Below are 15,059 nucleotides of genomic sequence, written 5' to 3' on the forward strand. Positions count from 1 at the left end.
CTTGTCACCGGACCATTGCCGGGCGGCTCTCTGCCATCGTGTAATCCGTGATGCAGGTCTCACTACCCCCGAACGGGGGTGTGTGCCGCAGCGAAGGGGCGAGTTCGTGGCAGATGGGTCGGCTTCGGTGGAGATCCGGGGCGCGCTGGTACGGCTGCGGCGTACGACGGGGCTGCCGGTCGCGTTCGGCGGACTGGTGGAGTCGGGCGGGCCGAGGATGCGCATCAGTGAACTGAACGGTACCGCCACGCCCGCCCTGAGCGCCCTCGCGGTGACCTCCGGATACGGCCTCGGCGGCCGGGCGGTGGCCCTCGCCCGCCCGTGCGCCGTGACGGACTACTCCTCCTCGCGGCAGATCAGCCACGAGTACGACGCCGCGGTCGCCGCGGAGGGGCTGCGCTCGGTGGTGGCGGTGCCCGTGGTGGTACGGCGCCGGGTGCGCGGCGTGCTGTACGGCGCGCTGCGTGACGCCCAGCCGTTGGGCGACCGCACGCACGGTGTCCGAGGTGGTGGCGGCGGCGCGGGACGTGGAACAGGCGCTGGTGCTGCGCGAGGAGGCACGGCGGCTGCGGGAGGAAGCGCGGGGGCCGGCGGCCGGGGCGCGGACGGAGCCGGCCCGCGCCCCGGCGGGCGGCGCCGCGTGGGAGCAGGTGCGGGAGGCGCACAGGGCGCTGCGAACGCTCGCGCCGCGGATCACCGACGAGACCCTGCGGGCCGAACTGCTCGCCGCGTGCGGGCTGTTGACCTCGGATGCGATGCCGTCGGACGGGGTGAGCCTGGCGCCGCGGGAGGTGGACGTGCTGGCCTGTGTGGCCGCGGGCGCGACGAACGCGGAGGCCGCGGAGCGGCTCGGGGTGAGTGCCGAGACGGTCAAGGGCTACCTCCGTTCGGCCATGCGCAGGCTGGGGTCCCGGACCCGTGGGGAGGCCGTCGTGGCCGCCCGCCGGGCGGGGTTTCTGCCGTGATTCCGTCAGTATTCGATTCATGGGACGAACCTGTGAATTTCTCTATGCCGGCCGCTGTTATTTCCCTCACCACGTCGTCCGCCCGAATTCCAAAGCCCGTTGCCTAATATTGGCCAGGACACGACACTCGGAGGGGAGCGGTGACCGTGCGACGGGACTTCGAGGAGCCTGCCAGATGCCGCCCCGACCTGGTGATCGGCCGGGAGGAGCTGTTCACGGCGGCACGTGAGGGGCTGACCGGCGGCGGCAGCGTGCTGCTCCACGGCCCGGCCGGAATAGGAAAGTCGACCGTGCTGCGGGCATTGACCGCGGATTACGCCGGCACGACCCGGACCGTGTTGCGCTGCTCGGCGACGGAGTCCGAATCCCATCTCCCCTTCCTGGCCCTCGCCGATCTGCTCGGCCTGGTCGTGGACGAGGTGTCCGGCCGGCTGCCCGCCGCCCAGCGCACCGCCCTGGAGTCGGCGCTCACCGGACGCGGCGAGTCCACCCTCCAGCGCGACGGACTCGCGCTACGTCTGGCCGTCCTGTCGGTGCTGCGCGCGCTCGCCGCCGAGCGCCCCGTCCTGATCGTCGCGGACGACCTGCAGTGGCTGGACCCGGCCAGCGCCGAACTCCTCGGCTTCGCGGCCCGCCGCCTCGGCGACACCCCGGTCCAGCTGCTGTGCGCGGTGCGGACCGAAGGGCAGGAGTACGACCGTCATCTACGCGCGTTGCCCCCGGACAGTCTCGCGGTCCGCCTCAGCCCGCTCTCCCGCACCCAGGTGTCCGCCCTGCTCGACCACCGCGGCTACACCGGTCTGCCCCGCTCCACGGTCCGCGACATCCACCGCACCAGCGGCGGCAACCCGCTCTTCGCCCTCGAACTGGGCCGCGCCCTGGCCGAGGACCCCACCCCGCCCCGGCCCGGCGAGCCGCTGCATGTGCCGACCTCGCTGCGGGCCCTGGTGCTCAGCCGCCTGGACATGCTCTCCGAGGAGGCCCGCCGCACCCTGCTGGTGGCCAGCGCCGGCGCGCGCCCCACCCTGGCGCTGCTGCACGCGGCCGGCCGGGCGGGCGCCGAGGCGGAGACCGCCCAGGCCGCCGCCCTCGGCCTGCTCGCGACCGAGCCCGAGGGGCCCGCCGTACGGTTCGCGCATCCGCTGATCTCGGCCGCGCTGTACGCGGAGGCACCCGCGCAGGAACGGCGGGCCGCGCACTCCGCGCTGTCCACGGCGGCCTCCGACCCGATCGAGCGGGCCCGGCACCTGGCACTCGCCAGCTCCGGCACCGATCCGGAGGTGGCGGCCCGGCTCGCGGAGGCCGCCGCGCTGGCCCGGGACCGCGGGGCGCCCTCGGTGGCCGCCTCCCTCGGACTGCTCGCGGCCCGGCACACCCCGGCCGACAGCGTGCCGGGCCCCGACGCGCGGCGGTTGCGGGCCGCCGAGGACGCCATCACCGCCGGCGAGGTGGACCTCGCCCGGGACATCGCCCGCGAGGTACTGACCCGGGCGACCGTCCCCGCGGACCGGGTACGCGCCTGGATGGTGGTGATCGAGTCGGCCGGGCACGCCCTCGCCGACGTCGACGCCGTCTTCCCGCAGGCCCTGGCCGACGCCGGTGACGACCCCGGGCTGCTCGCCCTGGTCCACTATCAGCTGGCCTGGCGGGGCCTGGTCGTCCAGGGCGACTTCGCTCAGGGCCGCGAGGAGGCCGCGCACGCGGCCCAGCTGGCCGCCCGGTCCGGCGACCGGCGCACCGAACTCCTCGCGCTCGCCTTCCAGGCCCAGGCCGAGACCCTGATGGGCCACCCGGACGCCCCCGCGACCATCCGACGGGCCCTGAAGGAACCCCAGGATCCGCAGGTGGCCTGCCATCACAACGGCCCCGGCCTGACCCGGTTCCGCTGGCTGCTCATGAGCGACCAGCTCGCCGAGGCCCGCACCAGCGTCACCGCGCTGCTGCGCGAGGTGCGGCGGCGCGGCATGGTCGAGAGCGAGGTGCACTTCCTGCGTCTGCTCGCCGACACCGAACTGCGCTCCGGGCACTGCGGCCGGGCCCTGGACCTGGCCCGGGAGAGCCTGCGGCTGGCCCGCGACTCCGGTATCGGCGAGGTCGCCGGCGCCCTGCTCACCTCGTTCGCCGAGGCGGCCGGCGGGGACCTGGACCGGGCGCTGGCGCTGGCCCGGGAGGCGGCGGAGCACGCCGAGGTGAACGGCGACCAGATGTACGTCTCCCGCGCCCTGGCCGCGCTCGGCCACGCCCAGCTGGTGGCCGGGGACGCCGAGGGCTCGGTCCGTTCGCTGCGCCGGGTGCGGGAGCTGGAGCTGGGGCTCGGCATCACCGACCCGGCGCGCGGGCGCTGGCACGGCGACCTCGCCGAGGCCCTCGTACGGGTCGGCGAACTCGCCGAGGCGCAGGACGTCATCGACGTGACACGTGAACACGCGCTGCGGCTGGGCCGGGAGAGCGTGCTCGCCGTGCTGGACCGGGCGGAGGCGCTGGTGCGGTCAAAACGCGGTGCGCACCTCGAACACCGTGACCACGGCGAACACGAGGCCGCGCTGAGCCAGTTGACGTCGGCACAGGACCGGCTCGGCAAGCTGGGCTACGGCCTGGAGGAGGCCCGCGCCGCCTTCGCGCTGGCCGCCCTGCGCACCGGCCGGCCGGGCCCGACGTCGTACGACGAGGCGACCCGGCTGTTCCGGCGCTGCCGGGCGCTGCCCTGGCTGCGGCAGGCGGAGGCGGCGGCCGTGACGCCGGCACCCGATCCGGTCGCCGCGCCCGTCCCCACGCCGGACGCCCTGGACGCCCTGGACGGGCTCGCCTCGATGGAACGTCAGGTCGCCGCGCTCGTCATGGAGGGCGCGACCAACCGGGAGATCGCCGGGCGGCTGTTCATCAGCGTCAAGACGGTCGAGGCGACGCTCACCCGGGTCTACCGGAAACTGGGGATCCGATCGCGGGTCGACATCGTCAGACTCGCGGCGGGCCGTCGTACGCGGTGAGCACCGGGCGGACGGACACGGTGCGGCCCGGGCAGGTTCACCGGTCGGGTGGGTTTGACGAGGGCCGACCGAGGGTTTTCCCTGCCCAACTCGCCTAGGGGGTTCCCTCATTGGGAAGGGCGTGTTCCGGGTCCTAGCGTAGGGGCTGTGCCGCTCGCCCGGGCACACGGGGGCCGGTCCCGCGGCCCCCGTGCCACCCCCCACACCCCACACCCGTGCGACCCCCACCGGCAATTCCCAATGAGGAGACTCATGTTCGGGTTCCACCGCGCCAAGAAGACCGCTGCCGCCCTCGTGGCCACCGCCGCCGCGGCGGCCGCACTGACCAGCGCTCCGGCCGCCGTCGCCGCCCCCCAGCCCATCGTCGGCGGTTCGACGACCACCACGACCGCCTACCCGTTCATGATGCAGATCACGGACGCCTCGCAGAACCAGTTCTGCGGCGGCACCCTGGTATCGGCCACCAAGGTCGTCACCGCCGCCCACTGTATGGTCGGCGAGACCACCAGCAGCGTGCGTGTGGTCGGTGGCCGCACCTACCTGAACGGCACCAACGGCACGGTCGCACGGGTCAGCAAGATCTGGATCCACCCGAGCTACTCGGACGCCACCAACGGCGACGACGTGGCCGTCCTCACGCTGTCGACGTCGATGCCGTACACCACGGCGTCCTACGTCTCCTCCTCGCAGACGAGCGTGTACGCGGCCGGTACCACGGCCCGCATCATCGGCTGGGGCACCACCTCCTCGAACGGCAGTTCCTCCAACCAGCTGCGTACGGCGACGGTGCCCACCGTCTCCGACTCCAGCTGCGGCAGTTCCTACGGCTCCGACTACATCGCGAGCGACATGGTGTGCGCCGGATACACCTCCGGCGGCGTGGACACCTGCCAGGGCGACAGCGGCGGTCCCCTGCTCATCGGGGGCGTCCTGGCAGGCATCACTTCCTGGGGCGAGGGCTGCGCGGCGGCCGGCTACCCGGGTGTCTACACCCGGCTGACCACGTTCTCCAGCCTGGTGACCACTCAGGTCAACTCATGACCCAGAAGTTCTCCTGAGCACCTCTCAGGTGAAATACCAGGGGGCGTTGCGGGCCTCCACGAGCGGCCCGCACCGCCCCCTATCCATGTCCCTGCCCGGCGTCGCGCGCCTCACCGCTGCCGTACGACGGTCCCGAACCGGATGGCGTACGACTCCCCCGGGTGCATCACCCTCAGCATCCGCTCCCCCTCGGCGCACACCTCCTCCCGCTGCCCCTCGGTGAGCCCGCCGAACGGCTCGACGACGAGGGCGTCGTCCTGCAGTTTCCACACACCCGCCAGGTAGCCGTCGACGAGGAACGTGCAGTGGGCCTGGTTTCCCTGCCAGGTGCGGCCGTGGTGCTGCGACGGGACGACCCGGGTGCGGTCGGCATGGGAGAGCAGGAGGTTGTCGAACTCGGGGAGGAAGCGCGGCGGGGCCGGGGTGTCCGGGTCGGGGCGGGGCGCGTCCGGGAGGTCGAAGAGCTCGACGCCGTTCTCGTCGCGGAAGGTGAGGAGCTCGGGGCGGAGCCGTTCGAAGGCGTCGCGCAGCCGGGTCAGGCCGGCCCAGGCCTGCATGTCCTTCACCGAGGCCGGACCGAACGCGGCGAGGTAGCGCAGCACGGTCGCGTCGGGTGCGGGGGTGGGCTCGGCGGGTCGGCCCAGCCAGTGCTCGGCGGTGGTGAGGGCGACCTGGCCGCTGCGGCCCCACAGTCCGCGCGGGGTGACCTGGACGAGCGGGAGCCTGCAGCGGGCGGCGATAGCGAGGGCCTGCGGGTCGGCGTCCGGCCACTCGACGAGCAGGGCCTCGCGCAGTTGCTTCATGGTGCGCGGCTCGGCTTCGACGAGCGTGCGGGCGAGGGCGGCGAGCCGGTCGAGGTCGACGCCCTGAAGTCCCTTGCGGAACAGGGTGAGTTCACGGTCCCGGGCGGGCTGCACCAGCGGTCGCAGGGTGAGGCAGTCGTCGGCGGTGTGGGTGTGGATGGTCGAGCGCATGCTGACGATCCGGACGACCTCGCGCTCGGCCATCAGCTCCGACAGCGCCTGTGGGGTGAACCCGTCGAGGCGGGCGGCGAGGGCGTAGTACGGCGGTTTGACGTTCTGCGCCTGAAGACCGAGGAGATGCGCGACGGCCTGCCCGGCGGACAGCGGCGCGGGGCGCAGCAGCAGCTGCCGGTCGAGGGTGGCGCGGTTGAGGGCGCGATTACCGAGCAGCGGGGCCGTCGTCTTCGTCATGGTGCGTACGGTAGCCAGCCTTGCGGACACCCTCGGTCCGCAAGGCCGATGCCGTATGCCCCGTATATCCTGCTCCGTGATCAAGCAGACGTGGGTTCGACCCGACCCGAGAGGCAGCCGCGATGCCCGAGCGACGCGACCGTCCGACCTCGAAGACCTCCGGAGACAACGGGACCGACGGAGCCTCCGGGAGCTCCGGTGGCTCCCGGAGGTCCCGGAGGTCCGGCTGGCGCCGCGCCCTGACACCCACCCCGCCGCCCGTGTCACCGGACCCGCGGCCGGACCCCCGTGCCGAGTCGCCCGGCACCGAGCCGGAACCGGCGAGCATCGTCCAGGCGGCCCTGTACCGGGGCGGCGTCCGGGTCGCCTCCCCCGCCACCCTCGCCGAGACCTTCCGTGAACTGCGCGAACAGCCCTCCGGCATGGCGTGGATCGGCCTGGCCCGCCCCACCGAGGCCGAACTCCTCACGCTGGCAGCCGAGTTCGACCTGCATCCGCTCTCGGTCGAGGACGCGATGGAGGCCCATCAGCGCCCCAAGCTGGAGCGCTACGGCGACACCCTCTTCGTCGTCCTGCGCGCCGCCCGCTATCTCGACGCCTCGGAGGAGGTCGACTTCGGCGAGCTGCACGTGTTCGTCGGACCCGACTTCGTGATCACGGTCCGGCACGGCGCCGCCCCGGACCTGTCGGCGGTCCGCCACCGCATGGAGAAGACACCGGAGTTGATGAGGCTGGGCCCGGAGGCGGTGCTGTACGCGATCCTGGACACGGTGGTCGACGGCTATCTGCCGGTGGTCGTCGGCGTCCAGAACGACATCGACGAGATCGAGACGGAGGTCTTCCGCGGCGACCCCGCGGTCTCCCGCCGCATCTACGAACTCTCCCGCGAGATGGTCGAGTTCCAGCGCGCCACCCGCCCCCTCGTCGGCATGCTGCACGCCCTGATGGCCGGCTTCGCGAAGTACGGCACGGACGAGGAACTCCAGCGCTACCTGCGGGACGTGGCCGACCACGTGACCCACACCAGCGAACGCGTCGACGGCTTCCGCCAGGCCCTCACCGACATCCTCACCGTCAACGCGACCCTGGTCACCCAGCAACAGAACGCGGAGATGCGGGCGTTGGCGGAGGCGGGCTTCGAGCAGAACGAGGAGATCAAGAAGATCTCGTCCTGGGCGGCGATCCTGTTCGCGCCGACGCTGGTGGGGACGATCTACGGCATGAACTTCGAGGACATGCCGGAGTTGGGCTGGAGCTTCGGATACCCGTTCGCGGTCGGCCTGATGGGGGTCGTCTGTGTCAGCCTGTATCTGGTCTTCAAGCGACGGGACTGGCTCTAGGCGGGTCGGGGATCAGCGGCACGTCGACGGGTCGGCCGCGTGGATCAGTTGGCGCAGGGCCCCGTGGTAGACCTCGTGGTCGGTCACGGCGGGCACGATCGCGGACAGGTGGGCGGTCAGTGTCGGGAACTCCTGCGGGTCCAGCGCGGCCAGCGCGGTGCGGGTCGCGGCCTGGGCGGCCTTCGGGGCGCGGTGGTCGACGAAGCCGGCGCTGCCGAGGGTGAGCAGGTACATCCGCCGGTACGCGGTGATCGCCGCCTCGATCGTCATGCCCGCCGCGAGGCTGTCGGCGAGCTGCGGTTCCACCAGGCGGGCCAGCAGGTTCGGCCCGAGCCAGGGGCGTGTCCCGCGCAGGGCCGACAGCCCGGGGTGGTCGGCGAGTTGGCGGTACAGCGCGGTGAAGCGCGCTTCGGTGGCCGTCGCCCAGTCGGTGCCCGGTTCGGGCAGGGGCAGGCGGGCGGCCAGGTGGTCGGTGCACAGGTCCAGCAGTCCGGCCAGGTCCGAGCAGCGGCGCTGGAGCGAGGCGAGCGAGATGTCCAGCCGCGCGGCCAGGGCGCGGAAGGTCAGCGCCTGGGGGCCGCCCTCGTCGACCAGCAGCAGGGCTGTCTCGGCGATGCGGTCGGGGGTCGCGCGGTCCAGGGAGGGAGAGTGCCGGGGCATACGGGTCACTGTACGATACGGCGTACCGTCCACCCCTTCAGCAGGAGCAGCGCCATGCACCAGCTCGCCTACGGCGACATCCTGTCCGCCGCCGGTCGGATCGACGGACGCGTCCGTCCCGTGACGCTCGCTCCGGCCGACCCCGGGAGCGCGTCGGAGCCGTGCGAGGTCTGGCTGGCGCTGGAGTACATGCAGCACACCGGCTCGTTCAAGGCCCGTGGCGCGCAGAACTTCCTCCAGGCCCACCGTGACACCGGCGCCCTCCCCGATGCCGGGGTGACCATCGCCTCCGGCGGCAACGCCGGGCTCGCCTGCGCCTGGGCCGCGCGGCAGCAGGGCATCCCCGCCACCGTGTTCCTGCCGACGACGGCCCCGGCCGTGAAGGTCGCCAAGCTGCGTTCCTACGGCGCCGATGTCCGCCTGGTCGGCACGGAGTACGCCGAGGCACTGGCCGCCTGCCAGGACTTCGCGGCCACCAGCGGCGCGCTCTCCTCGCACGCCTACGACCATCCCCTCATCGCCGCCGGAGCGGGCACCCTCCTGGAGGAGATCCACGCCCGGCTCCCCGGCCTGGACACGGTCGTGGTCGCCGTCGGGGGCGGCGGACTGTTCAGCGGCGTGGCCACCGCCGCCCGCCACCACGGCATCCGCACGGTCGCGGTGGAGCCGGAGAACTGCCGCGCGCTGGACGCCGCACTCGAAGCCGGCCGTCCCGTGGACGTCGTCCCCGACTCGCTCGCCGCCGACTCCCTCGGCGCCCGCCGCGCCTCCGCGATGGCACTGCACGCCGCCCAGCAGGACGGTGCGCGCTGCGTCCTCGTGCCGGACGGTGAGATCGTCCGGGCCCGCCAGGCCCTGTGGGACCACCGCAGAGTGGCCGTCGAGCACGGCGCCGCCACCGCCCTCGCCGCACTCGTCGCACCCGATCCCGCCTACCGGCCCGCCGCGGGCGAGAAGGTCGCCGTGGTCCTCTGCGGCGCCAACACCGACCCCGGCGACCTGGTTCCCTGATCGCGGTCCGTGCGCAGAGCGGGGCCCGACCCCAGGCCGCCCGCCCGGGTTCCCTCAGCCGGTGCGGTAGAGGCCGGTGAGCAGTTCGATCACGGGCTGGGTGGCCGGGTGGGGCTCGCCGCGCCACCAGGCCAGGCGGACGGCGATCGGTTCGGCGTCGCGGACCGGCCGGTAGACGAGGCCGGGGCGCGGGTACTGGTGGGCGGTCGACTCCGCGGTGACGCCCACGCACCGGCCGGTGGAGATCAGGGTGAGCCAGTCGTCGACGTCATGGATCTCCTCGGTCCGCGGGCGGGCGTCCGGCGGCCAGAGTTCGGCGGTCGTGGTGCCGGTACGGCGGTCGACGAGCAGGGTGCGGCCGGCGAGGTCGGCGAGCCGGACCGAGCGGCGCCGGGCGAGGGGGTCGTCGGCGGCCAGCGCGCACAGCCGTCGCTCCAGCCCGACGATGGCGGAGTCGAAGCGCGTCTCGTCCGGTGTCCGGCGTACCACCGCGAGGTCGCAGCCGCCCTCGACGAGACCGGCGGTGGCGGAGTTGAAGCGCACCAGGTGGAGGTCGATGCCGGGGTGGGCCTGGGCCCAGCTGCGCTGGAAGGCGGGGGTGTGGCGGCCGAGCGCCGCCCAGGCGTAGCCGATCCGCAGCCGGGTGTGCCCCGAGGTGGCCTCCCGGACCAGGTCGTCGGCCTCGCCGAGCACCCGCCGGGCATGCGCCACCACGCGCAGGCCCGTCGCGGTCGGCGTCACCTCGCGCGAGGTGCGGCGCAACAGCCGTACGCCCAGGGCACGTTCGAGTGAGGCGAGGGTGCGGGAGACGGCCGCCTGGGAGACGCCGAGGGTGTGGGCGGCGTCGGTGAAGGTGCCTTCGTCGACGATCGCGACGAGGCAGCGCAGCTGACGGAGTTCCACATCCATGCGTCCAGCGTATAGATGGGGTCGCGGACGCATTTTGCGTATGGGGTGGAAGGCTCCACGATCGGCGTATGCGAGCAGCCGACGCCCCCGCGCAGCACATGACCACCGCTCCGGCACCTGTCACGGCGTCCCCGGCGGATCCCGTGCGCGGCCGGCTCGCCGGTGTCGCGACGATGGTCGGCAGCGGGCTCTCCAACCAGACCGGCGCCGCGATCGGTTCCCTCGCCTTCCCGGCGCTCGGGCCGGTGGGCGTGGTGGCGGTCCGGCAGTATGTCGCCGCCCTGGTCCTGCTGGCCGTGGGCCGGCCCCGGCTGCGCTCCCTCACCTGGCGGCAGTGGTGGCCGGTGCTGCTGCTGGCCGTGGTGTTCGGGACGATGAACCTGTCCCTGTACAGCGCGATCGACCGGATCGGCCTGGGGCTCGCGGTGACCCTGGAGTTCCTCGGTCCGCTCACCGTCGCCCTGGCGGCGTCGCGCCGCCGCGTGGACCTGTGCTGTGCGCTGGTCGCCGCGGCGGCGGCGGTCGCACTGCTGCGTCCGCGGCCGTCGGCCGACTACGTCGGGATGGGACTGGGGCTGCTCGCCGCCGCCTGCTGGGCGTCGTACATCCTGCTGAACCGGACCGTCGGCCGTCGCGTCCCGGGCGCCCAGGGTTCGGCGGCCGCCGCCGGTGTCTCGGCCCTGTTGTTCCTGCCGGTCGGCGTGGTGCTGGTGCTGCGGCAGCCGCCGGGCATGGAGGCCGTCGGGTACGCGGTCACGGCCGGCGTGCTGTCCTCGGCGGTGCCGTACCTCGCGGATCTGTTCACGCTGCGGCACGTCCCGGCCCGGGCCTTCGGGTTGTTCATGAGCGTCAACCCCGTGCTGGCGGCGGCGGTGGGGTGGATCGGGCTCGGCCAGAGCCTGGGGTGGATCCAGTGGGCGAGCATCGGGGCGATCGTCAACGCGAACACGCTGAGCATCGCGCAGGTGAAGCGCACGTGACCAAACCGTTGACGCGAGCATGCCCCCGACCTATCTTCTGATCGAATTCACGAACCACGTTCGATATCACGGACAGGACGGTTCTTCATGCGTCGGCTGCTCGTCGGTGTGATCGCCGTACTCATCGCCCTGGTGGCCACGACGACCCCGCCGGCCGTCGCGGCCGACGGCCGCCCCTTCACCAACCCGCTCAAGTCCACCAAGGGCGCGGATCCGTGGCTGGAGTTCCACGACGGCGACTACTACCTGGTGACCACGACGTTCACCGGCGTCCTCGGCATGCGCAAGTCGCCGACCCTGGCGGGCCTCGCCACCGCGCCCACCGTCCAGGTGTGGTCGGACACCACATCGACCCGCGACACCAACATCTGGGCGCCGGAGATCCACTTCCTGAACGGCCACTGGTACCTGTACTACTCGGCCGGCCGGAGCGGGGTGGCCTGCTGCGACTCGCAGCGCACCCACGTCCTGGAGAGCTCCGGGGCCGACCCGATGGGCCCGTACACCTACAAGGGTTCGCTGACCGGATCCAACCTCACACCGGGCGGCTGGCTGATCGACGCGAGCGTGCTGAAGGCGAACGGCAAGCTGTACCTCGTCGGCAGCGGCTTCGTGAACGGCAGCACACAGAGCCTGGTCATCGCGCCGATGAGCAACCCGTACACCCTGGCGAGCAGCACCTTCACGGTCATCTCCGGTCCGACGCTGGACTGGGAACGGGTGGGATCCCCCGTCAACGAGGGCCCCGAGCCGCTGTACCACGGCGGTCGCACCTTCCTGTCGTACTCGGCGAGTTCCTGCCAGACGGCCGACTACAAGCTGGGGCAGCTGGAGTTGACCGGCTCGGACCCCCTGAGCCCCGCGTCCTGGACGAAGAAGCAGACGCCGGTCTTCCAGCGCAGCGACACGGCCGGTGTGTACGGCCCCGGCCACAACGGCTTCTTCACCTCACCGGACGGCACCCAGAACTGGATCGTCTACCACGCCAACTCCTCGTCGGGCGCCGGCTGCGGCAACGCCCGCACCACCCGCGCCCAGAAGTTCACCTGGAACGCCGACGGCACCCCGGACTTCGGCACCCCGGTCGCCCTCGGCACCTCCCTGCCCGGCCCGTCCGGCGAGAGCGCGGCCACCCCGACCGCGTACACCCTGGTCAACCGCAACAGCGGCAAGTGCCTGGACGTCGAGGGCGGCAGCACCGCCAACGGCACCAACATCCTCCAGTGGAGCTGCAACGGCGGCGCCCACCAGAAATGGCGGATCGAGGACCTCGGCGACGACACCGGTCGGCTCGTCAACGTGGCCACCGGCGGAGTGCTCGACGCGGCCGACTGCTCCACCGCCGACGGCGCCGACCTGCGTCAGTGGTCCTGGCTGAACAACAAGTGCCAGCGCAACCGGCTGGTGTACACGGCGACCGGCGACTACGTCCGGATCGTCAACGAGAACAGCGGCAAGGTCGCCGACGTGGCCAACTGCGGCACCGCCGACGGATCCGACGTACGCCAGTGGACCTGGCTGAACAACACCTGCCAGCAGTGGCGCCTCGTCCCCACCACCTGAGCACCCACCCCCCTCTCTGGAGAACTCCCTTGAGACGCAACGCCGTTCGGCTCCTCATGGCCGTCCTCGTGGCCGTGGCGGCCTGCCTCGCAGGAACCGTCCCCGCCGCCCAGGCCGCCGTGCCCGACTCCCCCGCCGTGACGTACACCAACCCGATCGCCTCGCAGCGGGCCGACCCGCACATCTTCAAACACACCGACGGCTACTACTACTTCACCGCGACGGTCCCCGCCTACGACCGCATCGTGCTGCGCCGGGCGACGACGATCCAGGGCCTGTCCACGGCGCCCGAGACGACGATCTGGACCAAGCACGCCAGCGGGGTGATGGGCGCGCACATCTGGGCGCCGGAGATCCACTTCATCGGCGGCAAGTGGTACGTGTACTTCGCCGCCGGTTCCACCAGTGACGTGTGGGCGATCCGGATGTACGTCCTGGAGGGCACCGGAGCCAACCCGCTCACCGCCGCCTGGACCGAGAAGGGCCAGATCAGGACCCAGTGGGAGAGCTTCTCCCTGGACGCCACGACCTTCGTGGTGAACGGCGTGCGCTATCTGGCCTGGGCGCAGCGCGACCCGTCGGTCGACAACAACACCGACGTCTACCTGGCGAAGATGTCCGACCCCTGGACCATCACCGGCACGCCGGTCCGGCTGTCGCGGCCGACGTACGCGTGGGAGACGGTGGGCTACAAGGTCAACGAGGGCCCGGCCGTCATCCAGCACGGCGGCAAGGTGTTCATGTCGTACTCCGCGAGCGCCACCGACAGCAACTACTGCCTGGGCCTGTTGTCCGCCCCGGCGAGCGCGAACCTGCTCAACTCGGCGTCCTGGACGAAGAGTCCGACGCCGGTCTTCACCAGCAACGCGGCCACCGGCCAGTACGGTCCGGGCCACAACTCCTTCACCGTCTCCGAGGACGGCAGGAGCGACGTCCTCGTCTACCACGACCGCAACTACAAGGACATCAGCGGCGACCCGCTCAACGACCCCAACCGCCGCACCCGCGTCCAGAAGCTGTACTGGAAGGCCGACGGCACCCCCGACTTCGGCATCCCGGTGGCCGACGGCGTCACCCCGCAGCGCTTCTCGTCGTACAACTACCCGGACCGCTTCGTCCGCCACTACGACTACCGCGCCCGGGTCGACACCAACGTCTCCCCGCTCGCGGACTCGCAGTTCAGGGTCGTCACCGGGCTGGCCGGCAGCGGCACCGTGTCCCTGGAGTCCGCCAACTTCCCCGGCTACTACCTGCGGAGCAACAACTTCGAGGTCCGGCTGGAGAAGAACGACGGGACGGCGGGGTTCGCCTCCGACGCCACCTTCCACCGGCGGGCGGGCCTGGCGGACTCGGCGGGCGTCTCCTACGAGTCGTACGCCTCCGCCGGACGCTACATCCGCCACTACGACTACCTGCTGAACGTACAGACGTTGAGCACGGCCACGGACCGGGCGGACGCCACGTTCTACGGTCAGTGAGCGAGGGGGTACGCACGGTCGGCGGCGCCCTCGTCGGAGGCGGGGGGTGCCCGGGGTACGCCTCCTCACCCATACCCGGTTGGGCCAAGTGTGTGAGCCGTATACGAACATCCGGCTGAGCAGCCCGGATTCCCTACGATCGGCCCGTGGCCTCCTTTCTGCTCGAACGCACCGCCCCGCTCCCTCTCGACGAGGCCTGGCGCCGCCTCACGGACTGGTCCCGGCACGGTGACGTGGTCCCGCTGACCCGGACCAGCGTGACCACACCGGGGCCCACGCACGAGGGCACGGTCTTCGTCGCCCGCTCGGGGCTCGGCCCGCTCTCCTTCACCGACCCCATGGAGGTCACCCTCTGGCGTCCCCCCACCGACGGCCTCCCCGGCCTGTGCCGCCTCGACAAACGCGGCCGCTTCATCACCGGCTGGGCCGAACTGGAGGTCCACCCCGGCCCCGGCGGCCGCACCCGCGTCCTGTGGCGCGAGGAACTCCACGTCCGACTCCTGCCCGGCTTTCTCGATCCCCTGCTGACGGCCTCGGCACGATATGTGTTCGGACGGGCCATGAACGGACTCCTGCGGCGCCGGTGACGACGGAGACGAAAACGGCGACAGCGGCGGATACCGGACGGGCCCGCCGGGAGGTCCACTTCGCCGCGGGCCGGGGTTCCGCGGCCTCGCGCCCGCGAGCTGCGCCTGCCGGCCGAGGCGGTGCGTGCGTCCCCGCGCCGGGACCCGCGCGCTCGACGTCGGCCTCGGACCGGGGGCCTACGCGGCGGCGCTCGTCGGCCTCGGGCGTCGCACGCTCGCCATCGACCGGGCGGAGTCGGCGGTGGCGGCCACCCGGGACCGGTACACCGCGGCCTGGAACCTCGCCCGCGCACCCGCCGGCCGGACTTCGAGGACGCGGCCGAG

At 72.6% G+C, this 15,059-nt stretch carries 11 protein-coding genes and 1 pseudogene; 9 read left to right on the top strand and 3 right to left on the bottom strand.

What is annotated here, in order from left to right; all coding sequences use genetic code 11:
* Nucleotides 1-106 precede the first annotated feature (106 nt).
* The 3 genes and pseudogenes from ACZ5VD_RS16400 to ACZ5VD_RS16410 all read left to right on the top strand — a co-directional run bounded on the left by ACZ5VD_RS16400 (nt 107) and on the right by ACZ5VD_RS16410 (nt 4,993).
* Nucleotides 107-965: pseudogene (locus ACZ5VD_RS16400) on the top strand (helix-turn-helix transcriptional regulator).
* A 140-nt stretch (nt 966-1,105) separates the two neighbouring features.
* A complete protein-coding gene (locus ACZ5VD_RS16405) occupies nt 1,106-3,952 on the top strand; it encodes a helix-turn-helix transcriptional regulator (protein WP_468548001.1) in 2,847 nt (948 codons plus the stop codon).
* 252 nt (nt 3,953-4,204) lie between these two features.
* Nucleotides 4,205-4,993 (top strand): S1 family peptidase, encoded by a 789-nt coding sequence (locus ACZ5VD_RS16410; RefSeq protein WP_468548002.1) that lies wholly within the window; start codon nt 4,205-4,207, stop codon nt 4,991-4,993.
* A 110-nt stretch (nt 4,994-5,103) separates the two neighbouring features.
* On the opposite strand, the gene ACZ5VD_RS16415 is transcribed toward ACZ5VD_RS16410, so the two are convergent.
* The gene (locus tag ACZ5VD_RS16415) at nt 5,104-6,207 is read right to left on the bottom strand and encodes a winged helix DNA-binding domain-containing protein (RefSeq protein WP_468682547.1); all 1,104 of its coding nucleotides are present in this window, start codon (nt 6,205-6,207) and stop codon (nt 5,104-5,106) included.
* A gap of 122 nt (nt 6,208-6,329) precedes the next feature.
* Between ACZ5VD_RS16415 and ACZ5VD_RS16420 the strand changes: the two genes are divergently transcribed.
* Nucleotides 6,330-7,547, top strand: coding sequence for a magnesium and cobalt transport protein CorA (locus ACZ5VD_RS16420; protein ID WP_468548004.1), 1,218 nt, complete (start codon nt 6,330-6,332; stop codon nt 7,545-7,547).
* A gap of 12 nt (nt 7,548-7,559) precedes the next feature.
* Here ACZ5VD_RS16420 and ACZ5VD_RS16425 read toward each other — a convergent pair whose 3' ends face one another.
* Nucleotides 7,560-8,207: a TetR/AcrR family transcriptional regulator gene (locus ACZ5VD_RS16425; protein WP_468548005.1), complete on the bottom strand. Its 648-nt coding sequence runs from the start codon at nt 8,205-8,207 to the stop codon at nt 7,560-7,562.
* Nucleotides 8,208-8,261: 54 nt separating this feature from the next.
* Between ACZ5VD_RS16425 and ACZ5VD_RS16430 the strand changes: the two genes are divergently transcribed.
* Nucleotides 8,262-9,218 (top strand): threonine/serine dehydratase, encoded by a 957-nt coding sequence (locus tag ACZ5VD_RS16430; protein ID WP_468548006.1) that lies wholly within the window; start codon nt 8,262-8,264, stop codon nt 9,216-9,218.
* Nucleotides 9,219-9,272: 54 nt separating this feature from the next.
* Here ACZ5VD_RS16430 and ACZ5VD_RS16435 read toward each other — a convergent pair whose 3' ends face one another.
* Nucleotides 9,273-10,127: a LysR family transcriptional regulator gene (locus ACZ5VD_RS16435; RefSeq protein WP_468548007.1), complete on the bottom strand. Its 855-nt coding sequence runs from the start codon at nt 10,125-10,127 to the stop codon at nt 9,273-9,275.
* A 68-nt stretch (nt 10,128-10,195) separates the two neighbouring features.
* Here ACZ5VD_RS16435 and ACZ5VD_RS16440 point away from each other — a divergent pair, with 68 nt between their 5' ends.
* From ACZ5VD_RS16440 to ACZ5VD_RS16455, 4 genes are all read left to right on the top strand, one after another.
* Complete coding sequence (locus ACZ5VD_RS16440) at nt 10,196-11,107, top strand: EamA family transporter (protein WP_468682548.1); 912 nt, start codon at nt 10,196-10,198, stop codon at nt 11,105-11,107.
* Between the two features lie 87 nt (nt 11,108-11,194).
* Nucleotides 11,195-12,670: a family 43 glycosylhydrolase gene (locus tag ACZ5VD_RS16445; RefSeq protein WP_468548009.1), complete on the top strand. Its 1,476-nt coding sequence runs from the start codon at nt 11,195-11,197 to the stop codon at nt 12,668-12,670.
* Between the two features lie 56 nt (nt 12,671-12,726).
* Entirely contained in the window at nt 12,727-14,148 is a 1,422-nt protein-coding gene (locus ACZ5VD_RS16450) for a family 43 glycosylhydrolase (protein ID WP_468548312.1), read from the top strand.
* A gap of 146 nt (nt 14,149-14,294) precedes the next feature.
* Complete coding sequence (locus ACZ5VD_RS16455) at nt 14,295-14,735, top strand: SRPBCC family protein (protein ID WP_468548010.1); 441 nt, start codon at nt 14,295-14,297, stop codon at nt 14,733-14,735.
* The last annotated feature ends 324 nt before the right edge of the window (nt 14,736-15,059 follow it).

The sequence above is a fragment of the Streptomyces sp. NPDC032822 genome (assembly GCF_055578825.1).